Source organism: Roseovarius litorisediminis (assembly GCF_900172295.1).
GTDB classification, from domain to species: Bacteria; Pseudomonadota; Alphaproteobacteria; order Rhodobacterales; family Rhodobacteraceae; genus Roseovarius; species Roseovarius litorisediminis.
On the sequence record NZ_FWFL01000006.1, the window covers coordinates 268,383 to 287,551 of the forward strand.

Consider the following 19,169-nt stretch of genomic DNA (forward strand, 5'->3'; position numbering starts at 1 on the left):
TCCGGCGGTCTGATGCGTGTCAGCCGCTCTCCTTGGGGCGGGATTGCCCGGTGTGGGAAACGTACGAAACGTACGATTTGTACGCGGATTCCGTACGTTTCCCAAATTGCTTAGAAAGCATCCTCGAATTTCTTGGCCAGATCCTCGATGTTGTCTGGTGGCCAGTCTTCGACGTCCATGCCAAGGTGCAGACCCATGCCGCTGAGAACTTCTTTGATCTCGTTGAGGGACTTGCGGCCAAAGTTTGGCGTGCGCAGCATCTCGGCTTCGGTTTTCTGGATCAGATCGCCGATGTAAACGATGTTGTCGTTCTTGAGGCAGTTGGCCGAACGGACAGACAGTTCGAGCTCGTCCACTTTCTTGAGCAGAAGCGGGTTGAACTCAAGACCATCGTCTTCGTCCTGACGACCAGCGGCTTCGGGTTCGTCGAAGTTGACGAAGATCGACAATTGATCCTGGATGATGCGCGCAGCATAGGCCACGGCGTCATCGGGTGTGATCGAGCCATCGGTTTCAATCTTCATGGTCAGCTTATCATAATCCAGCACCTGGCCCTCGCGGGTGGGCTGAACGTCATAGCTGACCTTGCTGATCGGCGAATAGATCGCGTCGATCGGAATCAGGCCAATCGGCGCATCTTCGGGCTTGTTCTTGTCGGCTGCGACATAGCCTTTGCCCTGGTTCACTGTCAGTTCCATGAACAGGTCAGCGCCTTCGTCCAGGTGACAGATCACGTGGTCCTTGTTCAGGATCTCGATACCGGCACTGTCCGAAATATCACCAGCGGTGACAACACCGGGGCCTTTGGCATTTATCGACAGGCGTTTCGGCCCTTCGACTTCCATACGCAGGGAAACACCCTTGAGGTTCAGAACGATGTCGGTGACGTCTTCACGTACACCGGCAACAGATGAAAACTCGTGCAGAACGTTGTCGATCTGCACCGATGTGATGGCCGCGCCCTGAAGCGACGACAGCAGCACCCGGCGCAGCGCGTTGCCAAGTGTCAGACCAAAACCGCGCTCCAGCGGTTCGGCGACAACGGTTGCCTGGCGGATCGGGTCATTCCCCGGTTTCACTTCCAGCTGTGTCGGCTTGATCAGTTCAGCCCAGTTCTTATGGATCATGTGTCCCTCCATTCCTGTCTTGTCCTCATGTCCAAAGGTGCAAGACGCCCGAGGTATTAAAATGACGGAATGGGGCCCACGCTAACAAGCGCAGCCCCACCCGGAAAACAGTATCAGACCCGGCGGCGTTTCGGCGGGCGGCAGCCATTGTGGGCCATCGGGGTCACATCACGGATCGAAGTGATGTTAAAACCAACGGCGGCCAGAGCGCGAAGTGCCGATTCACGGCCCGAACCGGGCCCCTGAACTTCGACCTCAAGGGTGCGCATGCCATGTTCCTGTGCCTTTTTGCCCGCATCTTCTGCGGCCATCTGAGCGGCATAGGGGGTGGATTTACGCGACCCCTTGAAGCCCATTGTGCCGGCCGACGACCATGCGATCGCATTGCCCTGCACGTCCGAGATCAGGATCTTGGTGTTGTTGAAAGACGAGTTCACATGAGCAACGCCGGTGGCGATGTTCTTGGAGACCTTCTTTTTGGTGCGTTTGGTATCGCGTGCCATTGATCAGCCCTCCCTTATTTCTTCTTACCGGCAATGGCCTTTGCGGGGCCTTTGCGTGTGCGTGCGTTGGTATGGGTCCGCTGACCGCGAACCGGAAGGTTGCGACGGTGACGCAGGCCACGGTAGCAGCCAAGATCCATCAGGCGCTTGATGTTCATCTGAACTTCGCGGCGCAGGTCACCTTCGACGTCGATGTTCGCGTCGATATGTTCGCGGATGGCCAGAACTTCGGCATCGCTGAGTTCGTTTACACGACGGGAAACGTCGATGTTCACGGCTTCACAGATGGTTTTGGCGGTCGAATGGCCAATTCCGGTGATATAAGTCAGGGCGATCGGGACCCGTTTATGGGTCGGGATGTTTACGCCGGCAATACGTGCCACGTGTCACTTTCCTTTTCGTTGCGGGTCCGTAATGCCAGACCCTTTTTTCACAACGCAAGCCCGACGCGTTTTCGCTTCGGGCCGCAGCTGATTTGGTGATCTCGCGCCACAGGAGCGACCTGTTTTGCGATCTGATTCTCTATACAGATAGGGCGTGTTATGAGCATATTACGCCGCCGTCAAGCCAAATGGCCTGATAACAAGCCATTTGAATTTTGACGGCGGCGTTGTTGCAGATAACTGCGTTTTTTTAACGCGTCTCAGCCTTTTTGCGCACGTCGACGCATAAACCCAAAGCCGAAAATTGAAGCAGCTAAGAGAGGAAGGCTTGCGGGAAGCGGAACTCGGGACACATCGTTGAAATTAAACACCGTGTTACCCCAATTGTGATTCGCCTGAGATTGATTAGGGGAACCGGTCGCGCGGATACCGGATACGATACCCGTTGCAAAACTGACGTTCGAGATCAGGCTGGACAACACATTATCGCCGCTGACCGGAGAAACAGAGTTCGTCGAGTCTGTGAAAATTGATGTCCATACACCGTCAAGCAGAACTTCAAGATTGAAATTCACAACCGAACTGGTGCTATGGCTGTGAAAGAATGCGCTGCCGACCACACTGGTAAGCTGATTGGTGTTGAACCCGGTAAAAGTGATAGTATCCGTATCAAAATCAGACAGACCACCTTCTGTGGTCCAGTTCACACTTGTTGCGCTTGCCTGAGTGGCAGCAATTAACGTTGTTGCCATAAAGGCCGAAACTAAAAAAGCTTTGATAGTGTTTAGCATGATTCCCCCAAGGAATAATTGATGAACATCAAAAAGATATTTAAGAAATGCCTTTAGATGTCAAACAAAACCGAAAATCCGAAGAATATTGAGTGAATTTCCCTATCTGGCTTGTACAATATAGCCATTCTCGAGGCATTGTTTCGAAATAGGGGACATAGCCCCTAATCTAAAAGCAGAAACCGCCGCAGAATATTTTGCGGCGGCTTAAAGCTAATCAAAGCATTTGAACTAATAGATGACAAAACGACAAGGTGCGAAGTGAGCTTCAGGTGTTCAAAACCGAGTTGATCTCTGCTTGCACTTCAGCAATTTCGCCCAGTCCGTTGACCGACCTGAGCATGCCCTTGGCATAGTAATAGCCAATCAGCGGCGAGGTTTTCTTGTAGTATTCCATCAGGCGATTCTTAAGGCTTTCCTCGTTGTCATCCGCCCGGCGCTTGACATCGTTCGAGCCACAGTTTTCGCACTTGCCATCCGCAGGCCAGGGCTTGGTGATGTCGTTGTAGACATTGCCACAGCCGCCACAGGTGGAACGTGCGGTGATGCGTTGTACCAGCGCGTCATCATCAACGCGCATCTCGACCACGGCATCCAGTGTCTCGCCGTTCTCTTCCAGCAAACCGCCCAGTGCATCAGCTTGTGCCAGCGTGCGCGGGAAACCGTCAAAGATAAAGCCGCCTGCCTTGTCGCCCTGCAGCTTCTCGCGGATCAGCCCGATCACGATATCATCCGTCACCAGATCACCGCGCGCCATGACATCCGCCACAACCTTACCCATTTCGGTGCCGCTGTCCTTGGCTTCGCGCAGCATATCGCCGGTTGAAAGCTGGATCATGTTGCGGCCTTCCACCAAAAGGTGAGCCTGTGTACCTTTGCCTGCGCCCGGCGGTCCAAGAAGAATGATGTTCATCGGCGTGCAGCCCCTTTCCTGCGAGCGCGCTTTTTACCTTTGCCGCTCAGCTGTGATTTCTCGATCAAGCCTTCGTATTGATGTGCCAGAAGATGCGATTGAACCTGCTGGATCGTGTCCATGGTCACCGAGACCACGATAAGAACCGATGTGCCGCCAAAATAGAACGGGATTTGCAACTGGCTGCGCAGAATCTCGGGCAGCAGGCAAACGGCCGCAAGATAGGCCGACCCCAGCACCAGAACGCGGGTTACGACATAATCCAGATACTCGGCAGTCTTTTTACCCGGACGCACACCGGGAACAAAACCATTCTGGTTCTTCAGATTCTCTGCCACTTCATCTGTCTTGAACGAAACGTTGTAGGTGTAGAAATAAGCGAAAAATACGATCATTCCCGTGAAGAAAAGTAGGTAAAGCGGCTGGCCGGGGCCGAAATAAGCCAGGATGAGCGACATAATCGGGCCGGTTTGAGCGCCCGAGAATGTGCTGATTGTGGTGGGCAACAGCAACAACGAACTGGCAAAGATCGCCGGGATAACGCCAGCCGGGTTTACTTTGACCGGCAGGTGGCTTGATCCGCCGTCATACACCTTCATCCCGACCTGACGGCGCGGGTACTGAATATGGATCTTGCGCAGGGCGCGCTCCATGAACACCACAAAGGCAATGACGGCCACCACCATGACCATCACACCGACGATCACAGCGGGGCTGACAGCGCCCGAACGGCCCTGGCTGAAGAACTGTGCAAGGGCTGCGGGCACTTCGGCAATGATGCCGACGAAAATGATAAGTGAGATACCGTTGCCGATGCCGCGTGCGGTGATCTGTTCACCCAGCCACATCAGGAACATGGTACCGCCCACCAGCGTAACCATGCAGGAAACGATGAAAAAGACGCCGGGATTGGTGACCAGATCGCCGGATTGCAGGCTGACGGCCAGTCCGTATGATTGCAGCGTTGCCAGACCCACGGTGCCATAGCGGGTGTACTGGTTGATCTTCTTGCGGCCCTGTTCACCCTCTTTCTTGAGCTGCTCCAGCGTCGGAACCATCGCGGTCAGCAACTGAATGATGATCGAGGCCGAGATATACGGCATGATCCCAAGGGCAAAGATACCCATCCGGCCAAGCGCACCACCGGTGAACATCGACAGGATACCACCAAGGCCCTGTGTCGCCTGCTCCATGAATGCGCGCAATTCTGCGCCGTCGATACCCGGCACCGGAATGTAGGTGCCCAACCGGTAGACGATCAGCAGACCCAGCGTAAACAGGATGCGGTTGCGAAGATCAGAGGCTTTGCCAAGTGCGGACCAGCTTGTATTGGCCGCCATTTGTTCTGCTGCAGATACCATTCGGCTCTCTCTTAATGACAACGCCGCCATGAGCGGTTTTCCAGCTCAGGCGGCGTCATGGGAAAACGTGTGAGACTATGTAAGCGGCGCGGGCGCCGCTCACAACCTCTTATTCAGCAGCCTGCGCAGTTGTGACTGTCAGCGAACCGCCAGCTTTTTCCACCGCTTCAACGGCAGATTTCGACGCGCCGGTCACTTCCAGCTTCACTTTGGCCGAAATATCGCCTTTGGCCAGAACACGAACACCGTCAAGTTTGCGACGCACAAGACCCGACGCAACCAGCGCATCTTCGGTGATGGCGGATTTGATGTCGAGTTTCTTGTCGTCGATGAATTTCTGGATCAGACCAAGGTTCACAACGGCGTATTGCTTGCGGTTCGGCTTGGTAAAGCCACGCTTGGGCAGACGTTGATAAAGCGGCATCTGGCCGCCTTCGTAGCCCTTGATCGCCACGCCCGAGCGTGATTTCTGACCTTTAATGCCCCGGCCACCAGTTTTACCTGTGCCCGAACCCGGACCACGGCCAATGCGTTTGCGTTTCTTTGTTGCACCGGGATTGTCGTGCAGTTCATGCAGTTTCATGTCGCTTCTCCTTTGCCGGAAGTGGCCCCCAGCGACGGGAGCGGCCAAACGCGGCGTTTCTTGATTGTTGAGTCGGGTCCACAACGGACCACCGGGGGCGTATAGACGGGATGTGCGCCGCGTTCAAGCCTTATCCTGTCCTCATCCCGGCGGGGCATAGCTTCCGCTGGCGTCATGCGTCTCTTCGCCGCTGAGGGCAGGCGTAAAGATGCAGATGAACCTCAAGTCACTTTGGGTTGCGCGAATGATATGGGCGTCGTGTTGATCCAGCACATACATGGTGCCGGGGCGCAGCGGCCAGACCTGCCCGGTGGATACCTCTTCCACTTCACCCTCACCTTCGATGCAGTAATTCGCCTCGATGTGGTTTTTGTATTCCAACCGTTGGGTGCTGCCCTTTTTCACGACTGTATCGTGAAAGGAATACCCCAACCCGTCCGCCGCCAGCAGAATGCGGCGGCTTTCAAAGGCATCACCCGTAACATGGGCAGGTGTGATCAGAGTGTCAGACAGTTTTTTGACGAACATTGCAGTGCCTTTCATTGATTTTGAAACGAGACTAGTGCCAAGCTGTTGGTATGAGAATGCCAATCTGTCTGATTGGGGCGGCCGCACTGTCAGTTGCAGCGGTAAGCCCGCCACCTGCGCGTGGGCTATCTGGTTGTGCGGCGGATGCGATGCTGGTTTTTGACGCGTCTGCGTCGATGGCCGAACTTGGGTTTGATATTCAGGATACCACCCGGATCGTCGACGCGCGCCATGCAGTGCGCCGGGCCATGCCGCAGATTGCCCCCTATCGCAGGGTTGGACTGATTACCTATGGGCCCGGGCCACTGGATGCCTGCAGCAACATCGACCTGCGCTTTGCCCCTGCCCCGGACGCCGCCGACCGGATCATCACTGCCATTGATGGCTTGCAGCCCAATGGGCTGACACCGTTGACCAATGCGGTCCGGCGGGCGGCGGGCGTGTTGCGCCAAAGAGGTATTGTTGTGCTGGTGACCGACGGGAATGAAACCTGCGGCGGCACGCCCTGCGCCCTTGGCACCGAATTCGCCGCCATAGCGCCGGGTCTGACGGTGCATGTCATCGGTTTCAAGGTGGTCGCGGATTTCTTTACCTGGGACAGCCCCGAGGCAAAGACCTATGCCGATGGAAAAACCGTCGCCAAATGTCTGGCGGACCGCACCGGCGGCATGTTCGTTTCGACCGAGACGGTGGACGAGCTGGCCGAGGCACTAACCCGGACGCTTGGGTGCGCGTTAATCGGGCGGGCACAACAAACCACCCCAAGCGCGGGCGGGGCATAAGCCCGGGGCTGGGGCGCGGAGGATCTTCCCCCGCGCCAATCCGTTCGCATTTTCAGGACCCTTCGGGCCAGACGAAATCAGGACGCAACCCTTCGTAGACCGGTCGGCCATCCGAGGGCTTGGGCACACCGCTGGCGGGATCATAGAAGGCGTGATAGGGCGCCGGTTCAATCTGATCGCCATAGCCCATCAGGTTGGGCACGATCACCCGGATGCGGCTTTGTTTGTCGTCCAGCATGACTGGTGCGCCACACTCGCCACAGGTGCACAGCTCTAGCGGGCCGTCGGGGTTGTTGGCATTGAACGGCTGGCGTTTCAGCTTGTCTTCATGGTCAACCACAACATCGTCGTGATTGAAAAACACCACATGGGTGGTGTCCTGGCCGGTCACGCCTTTGCAGACGGAACAGTGGCAGGTGTGATTGTCAATCGGGTCGCTGTCGGAATGGGTATGGATGTGGCTGCAGCCACCGGAATACTTATGAGACATGGGTCCCCCCTGTTATTGCTGGTTCATCACCTTAATGCACAGGCTGGCGGGGTACGGTGTTATACACCCGTCGCAGGGAAATCTTACCATGCCAAACAGGGCGGTCGTGAATCAAATATTGCCACCCGATACTAAAGAATATGTGCAGGCGTCAGGCAAATCTGCCCGAATTTCAGCGCGTGAGCCTGGATTTACCTGCGACTGAGATTAAAAAACGCCCCAGTCAGCTGACCGGAGCGTTTGCTATTTCTGGGCCCAAGGCGGCGTGAGCGACTGGCCGTCAACCTTTCGGCGAGGTGTCGCGCAGGTAATCTGTCCAGTGCGGCACCGGGCCCGCAGCCCATGCCGTCTGAGCGCGGCGTATCAGCGATGCAAATAGCCCGGCAAGCGGGGCGAAAAGAGTGTTGTAGCGGGCGGCCATGGCCATTGGAATTACTCCGGGGTTTGATTTATTCCTCAGAGGCGCAAGTAAGCCTGCGAGACTCACCCCACTAGGTCTGATTTGGAATATCCGTATTGCGGTTGACGCATGGTCGTAAAAGCTGGTTTCGCCCCCTGCAACTCGTGTCCAGCAAAGCAAAGCGCCCCGGCCATTTCTGACCGGGGCGCCTGCAAACTCTCGTAGGGCGGGTGAGACCTACGCCTGCGTTCAGCCTTTTTCTTCGATGATCTCAACCATATGCGGAATCTTGTTGATCATGCCGCGCACGGCTGGGGTATCTTCCAGTTCGCGCACGCGGTGCATTTTGTTGAGACCCAGGCCAATCAGCGTCTGACGCTGTTTTTCCGGGCGGCGGATCGGCGAACCGATCTGCTTGATGACGATGGTTTTTGCCATGGTTCAGATCTCCTTACGCTTCCGCGGTTTCTTCGGCAGGTGCCGCTGCGGGGGCCTCATCGCGTTTCAGGATGTCGGCCACCTTCTTACCACGACGCTGTGCCACCATACGCGGGCTGCTTTCTTTTTGCAGGCCGTTAATTGTGGCGCGGATCATGTTGTAGGGGTTCTGGCTGCCGTTGGATTTTGCAACAACGTCCTGAACGCCCAGCATCTCGAACACGGCGCGCATCGGACCACCGGCAATGATACCGGTACCTTGCGGGGCAGTACGCATCACGACCTTACCGGCGCCATGACGGCCTTCCATGTCGTGGTGCAGCGTGCGGCCTTCGCGCAGCGGTACGCGGATCATCTGACGCTTGGCTTGCTCAGTGGCTTTGCGAATAGCCTCGGGGACCTCTTTCGCTTTACCTTTGCCAAAGCCTACGCGGCCTTTTTGGTCGCCAACAACGACCAGAGCGGCAAAGCCAAAGCGTTTACCACCTTTAACGGTTTTCGATACGCGGTTGATTGCAACCAGACGATCGGCGAATTCCGGCGTTTCGTCGCGATCGCGACCACCGCGACGGTTGTCATCTCTTGCCATATTGGCGTCCTTTCCTTGCGGCACCATAGGTACCTGTTTTATTCAATCCCAGTGGGCCAAAACCCCCGGATCATCGAGGCGGTCCTGAATGGACCGCCTGCGCTATTTAGATTTTCAGGCCACCTTCACGCGCGGCGTCGGCAACTGCCTTGACCTTGCCGTGAAACAGGAAACCGCCACGGTCGAAGTAAGCTTCGCTTACGCCGGCCTTTTTGGCACGTTCGGCAATCGCTGCACCCACTTTCGTGGCTGCTTCGACGTTGTTTTTGCCAACCACACCCAGCCCCTTTTCGAGGGTCGAGGCCGCGGCGAGCGTCACACCATTGACGTCGTCGATCAGCTGAACGCTGATATTCTTGTTCGAGCGGTGAACGGAAAGGCGCGGACGCCCTGCGTTGACCTTGCGAAGTTTGTTCCGAACGCGCATGCGGCGTTTTTGGAACAGTTTTCTTTTGCTGTTTGCCATCTGTCGCGTCCTTACTTCTTCTTGCCTTCCTTCTGGAAGATATACTCGTCTTTGTAGCGAATGCCTTTGCCCTTGTAGGGCTCGGGACGACGCCAGTCGCGGATATTTGCCGCAACCTGACCAACGAGCTGCTTATCCGTGCCTTCAACCACCAGTTCGGTGGGCTTGGGCGCGGTTACAGTCACACCTTCCGGAACTTCGAAATCAACGTCGTGGGACAGGCCAAGGTTCAGCTTCAGGACATTGCCCTGCATCTGAGCCCGGTAACCAACGCCGCGAATCTCAAGTTCTTTCTTGAACATTTCGTTGCAGCCATGGACCAGGTTGGCCACCACAGTGCGGGTCATGCCCCACTGCTGACGTGCGCGTTTCGATTTGCCGCGCGGCGTCACCGAAATCTGGCCATCCTCGATGGTGAGGGTGACATCATCAGTCGCCGTGAAGCTTTTGGTCGCTTTAGGGCCTTTGACCTCAATCGTCTGACCCGACAGCGTCGCGGTGACACCACTGGGCAGAGCAACAGGTTGTTTGCCGATACGTGACATGTTTCAGCCCCCTTAGAATACGGTGCAGAGCACTTCGCCGCCAACATTGTGGCTGCGTGCACTTGCATCCGACATCACACCTTTTGAGGTGGAGACAATCGACACACCCAGACCCTGACGGACCTGCGGGATGTCATTGACGCCCAGATAGACGCGACGACCGGGTTTTGAGACCCGTTTCATTTCGCGAATAGCAGGGGTGCCTTCGAAATACTTGAGGCTGACCTCGATGGCCGGGTGGCCATCTGCGCCGGTGGTTGCCTCGTAGCCGCGGATGTACCCTTCGTCCGCAAGCACGTCGAGAACCCGGACACGCATTTTCGACGCTGGGGTCAAGACGGTGGATTTGCCACGCATGCCGGCGTTACGGATACGGGTGAGCATATCGCCGATAGGATCATTCATATCAAATCTCCCTTACCAGCTGGATTTCACAAGGCCAGGAGCCTGACCGCTTGAGCCGAGCTCGCGCAGCATGATCCGTGACACTTTGAGTTTGCGATAATAGCCGTGCGGACGACCGGTCAACTGGCAACGGTTGTGAAGCCGGGTGGCCGAGCTGTTACGCGGCAGTTTTGCCAGCTTCAGAGAAGCGCGAAAGCGCTCTTCCATCGGCTTGCTCTCATCATTGATGATCTCTTTCAACGCGGCGCGCTTGGTGGCGTATTTTGCCACCAGTTTCTGGCGCTTGGTTTCGCGTTCGATCATTGCTTTTTTAGCCATAATTCTTTCTCCCGCTGCTTTAGCTGTTGAAGGGCATGTTGAAATGCTTCAACAGCGCCTTGGCTTCAGCGTCGGTTTGCGCCGTGGTTGCGATTATGATGTCCATACCCCACATTTCATCAACTTTATCAAAGTTGATTTCGGGGAAGATGATGTGTTCCTTGATGCCAAAGGCATAGTTGCCACGACCATCAAAGCTTTTGCCAGATACGCCGCGAAAGTCGCGGATACGAGGCATTGCAACAGTCGTCAGACGGTCAAGGAATTCATACATCCGGTCGCCACGCAGGGTAACCTTGGCCCCCATCGGCATGTCTTCGCGAACGCGGAAACCAGCGATGGAGTTCTTGGCAGTCGTGATGACAGCGTGCTGGCCAGCGATGGTGGACAGGTCTTCCTGGGCCGATTTGGCCTTTTTGGAATCGCGGACCGCCTCGGCGCCACAGCCGATGTTCAGAACGATTTTATCCAGACGCGGGATCTGCATGTCGTTCTTGTAGCCGAACTCTTCTTTCATGGCAGCTTTGATGCTGTCCTTGAACAGAGTCTTCAGACGCGGGGTATAATTTGCAGTATCAAGCATTGATCACGTCCCCCGTGGTCTTGGCAAAACGCACTTTCTTGTCACCTTCGATCTTGAAGCCAACGCGGGTAGGTTTGCCATTTTTGTCCAGCATTGCCAGGTTGCTCAGGTCGATCGGCATCGCTTTTGGGATGCGGCCACCTTGGCTGGTCTGGCTTTGACGGGTGTGGCGGATTGCCATGTTCACACCGTCTACAACAGCTTTGCCGGCTTTGGGGTCAACCGAGGAAATAGTTCCCTCTTTACCCTTGTCCTTGCCAGCAAGCACGACGACCTTGTCGCCTTTTTTCAGTTTGGCAGCCATCTTACAGCACCTCCGGGGCGAGCGAGATGATTTTCATGAAGTTCTTGCCGCGCAATTCGCGCACAACCGGCCCAAAGATACGGGTCCCTACCGGCTCACCTGCGTTGTTCAGGATCACGGCAGCGTTACGGTCAAAGCGGATGGCGGTACCGTCTTCACGACGAACTTCCTTGGCGGTGCGTACAACGACGGCCTTGCGAACGTCGCCTTTTTTCACGCGGCCGCGCGGGATGGCTTCCTTGACCGAGACGACAATGATGTCACCCACGGATGCGTACTTACGCTTGGAACCACCCAGTACCTTGATGCACTGAACACGGCGCGCGCCGCTGTTGTCAGCAACATCCAGGTTGGTCTGCATCTGGATCATTTGGTTTCTCCCGACCTATGGGGGGCGATGCACTGCCTTGTCCCCAGGGTTTCGATGATACTGTAAAGTATCTGCAGGCTTAGGCCTCCAGAACCTCCCAGCGTTTGGTTTTCGAGCGCGGCGCACATTCGATGATACGAACCTGGTCGCCGACCTTGAAGGCGTTCTTTTCGTCGTGAGCCCGGTATTTCTTGGACTTACGGATGGTTTTCTGCAGAACCGGGTGCTTGAAGCGGCGCTCAACGGACACGGTTACGGTTTGCTCGTTCGCGTTGCTGGTCACGGTGCCAGTCAGGATACGTTTGGGCATCTTATGGCTCCTTATTCAGCGGCCGCTGCAGCGGCTTTTTCGTTCAGGATGGTCTTGACGCGCGCAGCGCTACGGCGGGCCGTTTTCATCTGCGCGGGGTTTTCCAGCTGACCGGTTGCGGCCTGAAAGCGCAGGTTGAACTGCTCTTTTTTCAGTGCGGCCAGATCCTCGCGGAGCTGGTCCGGTGTTTTATCACGTAGTTCCTTGGCGTTCATCGCCTTTTCCTTTCTCAAAACACCAGTTGGCCCCTGTCGGTTGTTACAGGGTCACCTGAAACCTGGTGGATGAATTGCAAACACACGAATCCCGGTTGCCCGGGCGTCGCGGATTGGGGGTCTATAAGGGAGGTAGGGGGATAGGGCAAGGGATAAGTTTTCTGTTTTCCACTGTGTGGGTGATGCCCGCGCCTGGAAATCTTCAGACCATTACGACATGTGTGGCTCACACACGCCAGGTTTGCTGGCCCAACAAGCCGGGATGGTCACCAATGCCGGGTTCTAAATGCTTCAGTCGCCCTTAATTCGAACGCGCATTAATCCGTTCGTCCCAGATGATTTTCATAAGGACTTCGTTGGCGCAGCCAGCTTTCCCATCACCTAAAAACAAAAACGGGCGGCGCCGGGGTGTTCCCGATGCCGCCCGAATTAGTCAGATCAGTTCGACTTAGGCGAGCTGAAGGTTCGACGCGCTTTCGCGGCCATCACGGCCTGCTTCGATGTCGAAGGTTACTTTCTGGTCGTCGGCCAGACCGGTCAGACCGGCGCGCTCGACTGCAGAAATGTGAACGAAAACGTCTTTGCCGCCACCATCAGGTGCGATAAAGCCGAAGCCTTTGGTTGAGTTGAACCATTTTACGGTGCCATTAGCCATACCGTAATCTCCTTGTTTTTTGCTGCCCGCGGTAGTGCTGCAGCCCGGCGTGGTCGGTCTGGATCGAAAGACTGAACGCCGGTTTAAGGGAGACAGTGGGTCGAAAAAGAATAACGTAAGCATGACGTACTTGGGGGTGCTTGCACAATTTTGCAAGCAGAAATCGCTGAATCTTGGGATTCGGCGTAATTATTCCCAAAATACCGGCAAACAAGCACGCGATTCGCCCCATGCCCGCGATTTGGGCAGGCCATTCAGCCCCAATTGTAGTTGAAACTGACGCTGATCCGTTCTTCTTCAGACATATTCATCGGCACCTCGTGGCGCAGCCAGCTTTCCCAAAGCAGGACATCCCCCACCGCAGGGGCAACATAGATGAAACTGCGCATCTCTTCACGCGCGTCTTTCTTGCGGGCGGGGGCGGCCATCATCCGGGCCGAGCGGGGGTCTTCCAATTTCAGTGCGCTGGCCCCTTCGGGCATCGCCACATAGGTGGTGCCGCTGATCACCGAATGCGGGTGGATGTGGCTGCTGTGGGTACCGCCCTCGGGCAGGATGTTGATCCAGATATCTTCAAGCTTCAATTCCTTGCCATCCAGATCAAACTCCAGATCTTTGGCAAAGGCGGCCACATGTTTGTCCAGGGCCTTGACCAGATCGGCAAATATCGGAAAACGCCAGCCCAGATCAGTCAGCGAAGCATAAGAGGTATAACCAGGATAGCCGTTTTCCTCGCACCATTCTTGCCCGGCCTCGTCATCTTCGGCGATGGAATAGCATGAGGTTTCAAGCTCTCCCACGTCAATGGGTTTGCCATGCTCGGAGAGAGCAGCGCGATAGAGGCGGGTCACGAAGAGTGAGGTTATCTGTGTCATGGCCCCGTCTTAAACCAGAGGCGCCCGCGTGGCGAGAGGCCTTGGCCCTGCCGCAACAAAAAGCCCCCGCCAATCGCTTGGCAGGGGCCTTTCAATCTCATGTAAGGTGGGTGAAACCCACGCGCTTACCAGTCTTCGCGCACCACGACACGGGTCTTGATCGGCAGCTTCATCGCGGCAAGGCGCAGGGCCTCGAACGCAACGGCCTCATTCACGCCGTCGATCTCGAACATGATCCGGCCTGGTTTGACCCGGGCCGCCCAGTAATCGACCGAGCCTTTACCCTTACCCATCCGGACTTCGGTAGGTTTGGATGTCACAGCAGTGTCCGGGAAAATCCGGATCCAGACCCGGCCCTGACGTTTCATGTGACGGGTCATTGCACGACGCGCCGCCTCAATCTGGCGTGCGGTGACACGCTCGGGCTGGGTGGCTTTCAGACCGTAGGTGCCAAAGTTCAGATCAGAGCCACCTTTGGCTTCGCCCTTGATCCGGCCTTTGAACTGCTTACGGAATTTTGTGCGTTTTGGTTGTAGCATCTGTCATTCCTCCTTAACGACGGCCGCCGGCACCACGGGGCGCGGGACCATCCTGGAGTTCCTGGGCTTTGCGATCACGGGCACCTGGATCGTGCTCCATGATCTCACCCTTGAAGATCCAGACCTTGATACCGATGATGCCGTAAGCCGTTGTGGCCTCGACGTTGGCGTAATCGATATCGGCACGCAGGGTATGCAGGGGCACGCGGCCCTCGCGGTACCATTCGGTCCGGGCGATCTCGGCGCCACCAAGGCGGCCCGCGACGTTGACCCGGATACCCAGGGCACCCATGCGCATTGCGTTCTGAACCGCACGTTTCATCGCACGGCGGAAGGACACACGACGCTCAAGCTGTTGCGCGATGCTTTCGCCAACAAGGGCGGCATCAAGCTCGGGCTTGCGAACTTCGACGATGTTCAGGTGCAGTTCGCTGTCGGTCATCGCCGCCAGTTTCTTGCGCAGACCCTCGATATCGGCGCCTTTTTTGCCGATGATGACGCCCGGACGTGCGGTGTGAATGGTCACACGGCACTTTTTGTGGGGGCGCTCGATGATCACCCGGCTGATGCCGGCCTGTTTGCATTCCTTGTTGATGAACTCGCGCATTGCGATGTCTTCAAGCAGAAGATTTCCATAGTCTTTGGTGTCGGCATACCAGCGGCTGTCCCAGGTGCGGTTCACCTGCAGGCGCATGCCAATCGGATTGACTTTGTTACCCATTAGGCTTGCTCCTCAATTTCACGCACCTTGATCGTCAGCTCCGAGAACGGTTTGCGCAGTGCGCCAAACCGGCCGCGGGCACGCGGGCGACCGCGCTTCATGACAAGGTTCTTGCCGACATAAGCCTCGGCGACGACGAGTTCATCCACATCCAGGTTGTGGTTGTTTTCGGCGTTGGCGATGGCCGACTGAAGACATTTCTTTACGTCCTCAGCGATCCGCTTGTTCGAAAATGTCAGGGCGGTCAGGGCCTTGTCCACTTTCTTGCCGCGGATCAGTCCAGCAACGAGGTTAAGCTTTTGCGGGCTTGTGCGAAGCATGCGCAGTTTTGCCATTGCTTCGTTATCGGCCACGCGGCGGGGGTTCTTTTCCTTGCCCATGACTTACTTCCGCTTCGCTTTTTTGTCGGCGGCATGGCCATAATAGGTGCGGGTCGGGCTGTATTCGCCAAACTTTTGACCGATCATGTCTTCGCTGACGTTGACGGGGATATGTTTCTTGCCGTTGTAGACGCCAAACGTCAGGCCCACAAACTGGGGCAGGATCGTCGAGCGGCGCGACCAGATTTTGATGACTTCGTTACGACCCGACTCGCGCGATGCTTCGGCTTTTTTCAGCACGTAAGCATCGACAAAGGGGCCTTTCCATACAGAGCGAGACATAGATTAACGTCCCTTCTTCTTGGCGTGACGCGAGCGGATAATAAGCTTTTGCGACGCTTTGTTCTTGTTCCGGGTGCGGGCACCCTTTGTGGGCTTGCCCCAGGGTGTAACCGGGTGACGACCACCCGAGGTACGACCCTCACCACCACCATGGGGGTGGTCGATCGGGTTCATAACCACACCACGCACCGACGGGCGGATGCCCTTGTGGCGCATGCGGCCCGCTTTACCGTAGTTCTGGTTGCTGTTGTCGGGGTTGCTGACAGCACCAACGGTGGCCATGCATTCCTGACGCACCAGACGCAGCTCACCCGAAGACAGGCGAACCTGAGCATAGCCACCATCACGGCCCACGAACTGGGCGTAGGTGCCGGCGGCACGTGCGATCTGACCACCTTTACCGGGCTTCAGCTCGATGTTGTGGATGATCGTACCGATCGGCATGCCCGAGAATGGCATTGCATTACCCGGCTTGATGTCAGCCTTGGCGGATGCGATCACAGAATCGCCAACCGCCAGACGCTGCGGTGCCAGGATATAAGCCTGCTCACCATCTTGATATTTCACCAGCGCGATAAAGGCGGTCCGGTTCGGGTCATACTCGATCCGTTCAACGGTTGCCGCCACATCGAATTTGTTACGCTTGAAATCGACGATCCGATAGAGGCGTTTCGCCCCGCCGCCTTTGCGACGCATCGTGATCCGTCCGGTGTTGTTCCGGCCGCCATGTTTGGTCAAACCCTCAGTAAGAGATTTGACCGGACGCCCTTTCCAAAGCTCCGAACGGTCGATCAGCACCAGCCCACGCTGGCCCGGCGTCGTCGGCTTATACGACTTGAGTGCCATGCTTTCTGTCTTCCGTTTGCTTGTGACGGGACCGCTGAAACAGTGGCCCGCCTATATTGTAGCCCCCCGAAACGGGTGACCTAAATTTAGGGCCCCGAAGGTCCCCGGTTTAAACAGCCATGGCCCCGGACAACGCCGGGGCCACGACAGATTCGCGGCTTACTATCAGAGACCTGTGGTCACGTCGATAGTGTTTCCCTCTTCGAGGGTCACATAGGCCTTTTTTACGTTTGCGCGGCGACCCAGTTGGCCCCGGAACCGTTTGGCTTTGCCTTTGGTGATCGTGGTGTTCACAGCTTTGACCTTGACACCAAACAGCGCCTCGACGGCCTCTTTGATCTGGGGTTTGTTGCTGTCCATCGCCACTTCAAAGACAACTGCGCCATTTTCAGACGCCATGGTAGCCTTTTCCGTGATGATCGGCTTGCGGATCACATCGTAATGTTGCGGTTTCGCGCTCATTTCAGACGAGCCTCCAGTGCTTCGACACCCGCTTTGGTGAGCACAAGTGTGTCACGCTTGAGGATGTCATAGACGTTTGCGCCCATCGACGGCAGAACATCCAGACCTTCGATGTTGCGTGCGGCGTTGGCGAATTCAGTATTCACCTCGGCCCCGTCGATGATCAGCGCGCGTTTCCAGCCCAGATCCTTGATCTGTTTCGCCAGAACTGCGGTCTTGCCATTCGACGATGCGGCGTCGATGATGACCAGTTCACCAGCAGCCATTTTAGCCGACAGCGCGTGCTTAAGCCCCAGCTTGCGGAACTTCTTGGTCAGTTCATGGCCATGGCTGCGGACAACCGGGCCTTTGTACACACCACCACCGCGAAAGATCGGTGCCGAACGTGCGCCGTGGCGTGCGCCGCCGGTGCCTTTCTGGCGATAGATCTTCTTGGTCGAATAGCTGACCTCTGAGCGGGTTTTCACCTTGTGGGTACCGGCCTGCGCGTTGTTACGCTGCCAGCGGACGACGCGGTGCAGGATGTCCGCGCGCGGTTCCAGGCCGAAGATGTCTTCGCCCAGATCGACCGAGCCGGCCTTGCCGCCGTCCAGTTTGATCACGTCGAGTTTCATTCTTCGCCTTCCTTCTTCTCAGCTTCGGCAGCTTGCGCTTCGGCAACTGCATCCGTCTTGGCTTCGGCGGCCTCGGCTGCGTCGATTGCGGCCTGTTCTGCTTCAGCTGCGGCTTGTGCAGCGGCTTCTTCTTCGGCAGCAGCGGCAGCGGCGGCAGCTTCGGCTGCTTTCGCGGCTTCTTCGGCCATTGATCTCAGACCCGCGGGCAGGATCGCGTTTTCGGGAAACGGTTTCTTGACCGCATCCTTGACCGTCACCCAACCACCTTTGGAACCGGGAACGGCACCTTTGATCATGATGAGACCACGTTCGGCATCGGTGCGCACAACCTGAAGGTTCTGCGTGGTAACACGGGCAGCACCCATGTGACCGGCCATCTTCTTGCCTTTGAAAACCTTGCCCGGATCCTGACACTGACCGGTTGAACCATGCGAGCGGTGGCTGATCGACACACCGTGTGAGGCACGAAGACCACCAAAGTTGTGCCGCTTCATGGCACCGGCAAAACCTTTACCGATCGAGGTGCCCGAGACATCCACATACTGGCCTTCAAAGTAATGGTCGGCGGTGATCTCTTCACCTACGTTAATCAGGTTCTCAGGCGCAACGCGGAATTCCGCGATTTTGCGCTTGGGCTCGACCTTGGCCGCGGCAAAGTGGCCACGCATGGCCTGGCTTGTCCGTTTGACCTTGGCCGTACCGGCACCCAGCTGAACCGCCGAATAGCCGTGGCTTTCGTTAGTACGTTGGGCAACAACCTGCAGTTTGTCCAGTTGAAGAACAGTGACAGGAACCTGCCGGCCGTCTTCCATGAAAAGCCGGGTCATGCCGACTTTTTTCGCGATTACACCAGAGCGCAACATATCAGGAGCCCTCCTTAAACCGAAATCTGGACATCCACACCGGCAGCCAGGTCGAGCTTCATCAGCGCGTCCACGGTCTGGGGTGTGGGATCAACGATATCCAACAGGCGCTTGTGCGTGCGGATTTCGAACTGGTCACGGGATTTCTTGTTCACGTGCGGGCTGCGCAGAACAGTGAATTTTTCGATCTTGTTGGGTAGCGGGATGGGCCCACGGACGTCGGCACCGGTGCGCTTGGCCGTATTGACGATCTCTTGTGTGCTGGCGTCCAGTACACGATAGTCAAATGCCTTCAGCCGGATGCGGATATTTTGGCTTGTCATTTCTTAGCCTCTCGCGGCGTTGGAGTTGATAGGAGGAAGGCCGGACCACCCGGCCTCCCTCGTCGAACCCTAAGGGTATGGTTTACTCGATAATTTTCGACACGACGCCGGCGCCGACGGTGCGGCCGCCTTCGCGGATGGCGAAGCGCAGGCCGTCTTCCATGGCGATCGGCGCGATCAGTTCAACCGTGAACTTCAGGTTGTC

34 protein-coding genes are annotated in these 19,169 nt (G+C 56.6%); 1 reads left to right on the top strand and 33 read right to left on the bottom strand.

The features are described 5' to 3' along the window. Positions 1-110: 110 nt before the first annotated feature. The 8 genes from PEL8287_RS13320 to PEL8287_RS13355 all read right to left on the bottom strand — a co-directional run bounded on the left by PEL8287_RS13320 (position 111) and on the right by PEL8287_RS13355 (position 6,189). Positions 111-1,127, bottom strand: coding sequence for a DNA-directed RNA polymerase subunit alpha (locus PEL8287_RS13320; protein ID WP_085892956.1), 1,017 nt, complete (start codon positions 1,125-1,127; stop codon positions 111-113). A gap of 113 nt (positions 1,128-1,240) precedes the next feature. Further along, positions 1,241-1,630, bottom strand: a complete 390-nt coding sequence (gene rpsK, locus PEL8287_RS13325) for a 30S ribosomal protein S11 (RefSeq protein WP_085892903.1) — start codon at positions 1,628-1,630, stop codon at positions 1,241-1,243. A gap of 14 nt (positions 1,631-1,644) precedes the next feature. Continuing rightward, entirely contained in the window at positions 1,645-2,013 is a 369-nt protein-coding gene (gene rpsM, locus PEL8287_RS13330) for a 30S ribosomal protein S13 (RefSeq protein WP_085892904.1), read from the bottom strand. Positions 2,014-2,273: 260 nt separating this feature from the next. Further along, positions 2,274-2,804, bottom strand: coding sequence for a VPLPA-CTERM sorting domain-containing protein (locus tag PEL8287_RS13335; RefSeq protein WP_085892905.1), 531 nt, complete (start codon positions 2,802-2,804; stop codon positions 2,274-2,276). Between the two features lie 268 nt (positions 2,805-3,072). Further along, positions 3,073-3,717, bottom strand: a complete 645-nt coding sequence (locus tag PEL8287_RS13340) for an adenylate kinase (protein ID WP_085892906.1) — start codon at positions 3,715-3,717, stop codon at positions 3,073-3,075. Further along, a complete protein-coding gene (gene secY / locus PEL8287_RS13345; RefSeq protein WP_085892957.1) occupies positions 3,714-5,078 on the bottom strand; it encodes a preprotein translocase subunit SecY in 1,365 nt (454 codons plus the stop codon). Before secY ends, PEL8287_RS13340 begins: the two co-directional genes overlap by 4 nt. A 109-nt stretch (positions 5,079-5,187) precedes the next feature. Continuing rightward, the gene (gene rplO / locus PEL8287_RS13350) at positions 5,188-5,661 is read right to left on the bottom strand and encodes a 50S ribosomal protein L15 (protein ID WP_085892907.1); all 474 of its coding nucleotides are present in this window, start codon (positions 5,659-5,661) and stop codon (positions 5,188-5,190) included. Between the two features lie 141 nt (positions 5,662-5,802). After that, on the bottom strand, positions 5,803-6,189 hold the full coding sequence (locus PEL8287_RS13355; protein WP_085892958.1) for an ectoine synthase: 387 nt from the start codon (positions 6,187-6,189) through the stop codon (positions 5,803-5,805). A 50-nt stretch (positions 6,190-6,239) separates the two neighbouring features. On the opposite strand from PEL8287_RS13355, the gene PEL8287_RS13360 reads away from it, so the two are divergent. Next, entirely contained in the window at positions 6,240-6,971 is a 732-nt protein-coding gene (locus tag PEL8287_RS13360) for a vWA domain-containing protein (protein ID WP_235862302.1), read from the top strand. Between the two features lie 52 nt (positions 6,972-7,023). On the opposite strand, the gene PEL8287_RS13365 is transcribed toward PEL8287_RS13360, so the two are convergent. From PEL8287_RS13365 to PEL8287_RS13480, 25 genes are all read right to left on the bottom strand, one after another. Further along, on the bottom strand, positions 7,024-7,461 hold the full coding sequence (locus tag PEL8287_RS13365) for a GFA family protein (RefSeq protein WP_085892908.1): 438 nt from the start codon (positions 7,459-7,461) through the stop codon (positions 7,024-7,026). Positions 7,462-7,741: 280 nt separating this feature from the next. Beyond that, positions 7,742-7,888, bottom strand: a complete 147-nt coding sequence (locus tag PEL8287_RS20060; RefSeq protein ID WP_176228644.1) for a hypothetical protein — start codon at positions 7,886-7,888, stop codon at positions 7,742-7,744. Positions 7,889-8,110: 222 nt separating this feature from the next. Continuing rightward, positions 8,111-8,299 carry a 50S ribosomal protein L30 gene (rpmD, locus tag PEL8287_RS13370; RefSeq protein ID WP_085892909.1) on the bottom strand — a complete coding sequence of 63 codons (189 nt, stop codon included), beginning with the start codon at positions 8,297-8,299 and terminating at the stop codon, positions 8,111-8,113. Positions 8,300-8,312: 13 nt separating this feature from the next. After that, positions 8,313-8,888, bottom strand: a complete 576-nt coding sequence (gene rpsE / locus PEL8287_RS13375; protein ID WP_085892910.1) for a 30S ribosomal protein S5 — start codon at positions 8,886-8,888, stop codon at positions 8,313-8,315. A gap of 106 nt (positions 8,889-8,994) precedes the next feature. After that, the gene (gene rplR / locus PEL8287_RS13380) at positions 8,995-9,354 is read right to left on the bottom strand and encodes a 50S ribosomal protein L18 (protein WP_085892911.1); all 360 of its coding nucleotides are present in this window, start codon (positions 9,352-9,354) and stop codon (positions 8,995-8,997) included. Positions 9,355-9,365: 11 nt separating this feature from the next. After that, positions 9,366-9,899, bottom strand: a complete 534-nt coding sequence (gene rplF, locus PEL8287_RS13385) for a 50S ribosomal protein L6 (protein WP_085892912.1) — start codon at positions 9,897-9,899, stop codon at positions 9,366-9,368. Positions 9,900-9,911: 12 nt separating this feature from the next. Further along, positions 9,912-10,304, bottom strand: a complete 393-nt coding sequence (rpsH, locus tag PEL8287_RS13390) for a 30S ribosomal protein S8 (protein ID WP_085892913.1) — start codon at positions 10,302-10,304, stop codon at positions 9,912-9,914. A gap of 12 nt (positions 10,305-10,316) precedes the next feature. Continuing rightward, entirely contained in the window at positions 10,317-10,622 is a 306-nt protein-coding gene (rpsN, locus tag PEL8287_RS13395) for a 30S ribosomal protein S14 (protein ID WP_085892914.1), read from the bottom strand. A gap of 19 nt (positions 10,623-10,641) precedes the next feature. Further along, positions 10,642-11,205 carry a 50S ribosomal protein L5 gene (gene rplE, locus PEL8287_RS13400; protein WP_085892915.1) on the bottom strand — a complete coding sequence of 188 codons (564 nt, stop codon included), beginning with the start codon at positions 11,203-11,205 and terminating at the stop codon, positions 10,642-10,644. Next, positions 11,198-11,509: a 50S ribosomal protein L24 gene (rplX, locus tag PEL8287_RS13405; protein ID WP_085892916.1), complete on the bottom strand. Its 312-nt coding sequence runs from the start codon at positions 11,507-11,509 to the stop codon at positions 11,198-11,200. The genes rplE and rplX overlap by 8 nt, the downstream gene beginning before the upstream one ends. A gap of 1 nt (position 11,510) precedes the next feature. Continuing rightward, positions 11,511-11,879, bottom strand: coding sequence for a 50S ribosomal protein L14 (gene rplN, locus PEL8287_RS13410; RefSeq protein ID WP_085892917.1), 369 nt, complete (start codon positions 11,877-11,879; stop codon positions 11,511-11,513). Positions 11,880-11,958: 79 nt separating this feature from the next. Next, on the bottom strand, positions 11,959-12,189 hold the full coding sequence (rpsQ, locus tag PEL8287_RS13415) for a 30S ribosomal protein S17 (protein ID WP_085892918.1): 231 nt from the start codon (positions 12,187-12,189) through the stop codon (positions 11,959-11,961). A gap of 11 nt (positions 12,190-12,200) precedes the next feature. Then, on the bottom strand, positions 12,201-12,404 hold the full coding sequence (rpmC, locus tag PEL8287_RS13420) for a 50S ribosomal protein L29 (protein ID WP_085892919.1): 204 nt from the start codon (positions 12,402-12,404) through the stop codon (positions 12,201-12,203). 448 nt (positions 12,405-12,852) lie between these two features. Next, positions 12,853-13,059 (bottom strand): cold-shock protein, encoded by a 207-nt coding sequence (locus PEL8287_RS13425; protein ID WP_085892920.1) that lies wholly within the window; start codon positions 13,057-13,059, stop codon positions 12,853-12,855. Between the two features lie 254 nt (positions 13,060-13,313). Further along, a complete protein-coding gene (locus PEL8287_RS13430) occupies positions 13,314-13,934 on the bottom strand; it encodes a 2OG-Fe(II) oxygenase family protein (RefSeq protein ID WP_085892921.1) in 621 nt (206 codons plus the stop codon). Positions 13,935-14,059: 125 nt separating this feature from the next. Then, on the bottom strand, positions 14,060-14,473 hold the full coding sequence (gene rplP / locus PEL8287_RS13435; RefSeq protein WP_085892922.1) for a 50S ribosomal protein L16: 414 nt from the start codon (positions 14,471-14,473) through the stop codon (positions 14,060-14,062). Positions 14,474-14,486: 13 nt separating this feature from the next. After that, positions 14,487-15,194, bottom strand: coding sequence for a 30S ribosomal protein S3 (rpsC, locus tag PEL8287_RS13440; protein WP_085892923.1), 708 nt, complete (start codon positions 15,192-15,194; stop codon positions 14,487-14,489). Further along, a complete protein-coding gene (rplV, locus tag PEL8287_RS13445; RefSeq protein WP_085892924.1) occupies positions 15,194-15,574 on the bottom strand; it encodes a 50S ribosomal protein L22 in 381 nt (126 codons plus the stop codon). Before rplV ends, rpsC begins: the two co-directional genes overlap by 1 nt. 3 nt (positions 15,575-15,577) lie before the next feature. Further along, positions 15,578-15,856 (bottom strand): 30S ribosomal protein S19, encoded by a 279-nt coding sequence (gene rpsS, locus PEL8287_RS13450; RefSeq protein ID WP_085892925.1) that lies wholly within the window; start codon positions 15,854-15,856, stop codon positions 15,578-15,580. A 3-nt stretch (positions 15,857-15,859) separates the two neighbouring features. Continuing rightward, positions 15,860-16,702, bottom strand: a complete 843-nt coding sequence (gene rplB / locus PEL8287_RS13455) for a 50S ribosomal protein L2 (RefSeq protein WP_085892926.1) — start codon at positions 16,700-16,702, stop codon at positions 15,860-15,862. A gap of 165 nt (positions 16,703-16,867) precedes the next feature. Further along, positions 16,868-17,164, bottom strand: a complete 297-nt coding sequence (locus PEL8287_RS13460) for a 50S ribosomal protein L23 (RefSeq protein WP_085892927.1) — start codon at positions 17,162-17,164, stop codon at positions 16,868-16,870. After that, positions 17,161-17,778 carry a 50S ribosomal protein L4 gene (gene rplD / locus PEL8287_RS13465; RefSeq protein WP_085892928.1) on the bottom strand — a complete coding sequence of 206 codons (618 nt, stop codon included), beginning with the start codon at positions 17,776-17,778 and terminating at the stop codon, positions 17,161-17,163. Before rplD ends, PEL8287_RS13460 begins: the two co-directional genes overlap by 4 nt. Continuing rightward, complete coding sequence (rplC, locus tag PEL8287_RS13470) at positions 17,775-18,641, bottom strand: 50S ribosomal protein L3 (protein ID WP_085892929.1); 867 nt, start codon at positions 18,639-18,641, stop codon at positions 17,775-17,777. The genes rplD and rplC overlap by 4 nt, the downstream gene beginning before the upstream one ends. A 14-nt stretch (positions 18,642-18,655) precedes the next feature. After that, a complete protein-coding gene (rpsJ, locus tag PEL8287_RS13475) occupies positions 18,656-18,964 on the bottom strand; it encodes a 30S ribosomal protein S10 (protein WP_085892930.1) in 309 nt (102 codons plus the stop codon). Positions 18,965-19,046: 82 nt separating this feature from the next. Beyond that, a partial coding sequence (locus PEL8287_RS13480; protein ID WP_463203579.1) for an EF-Tu C-terminal domain-related protein occupies positions 19,047-19,169 on the bottom strand: 123 nt, incomplete at its 5' end.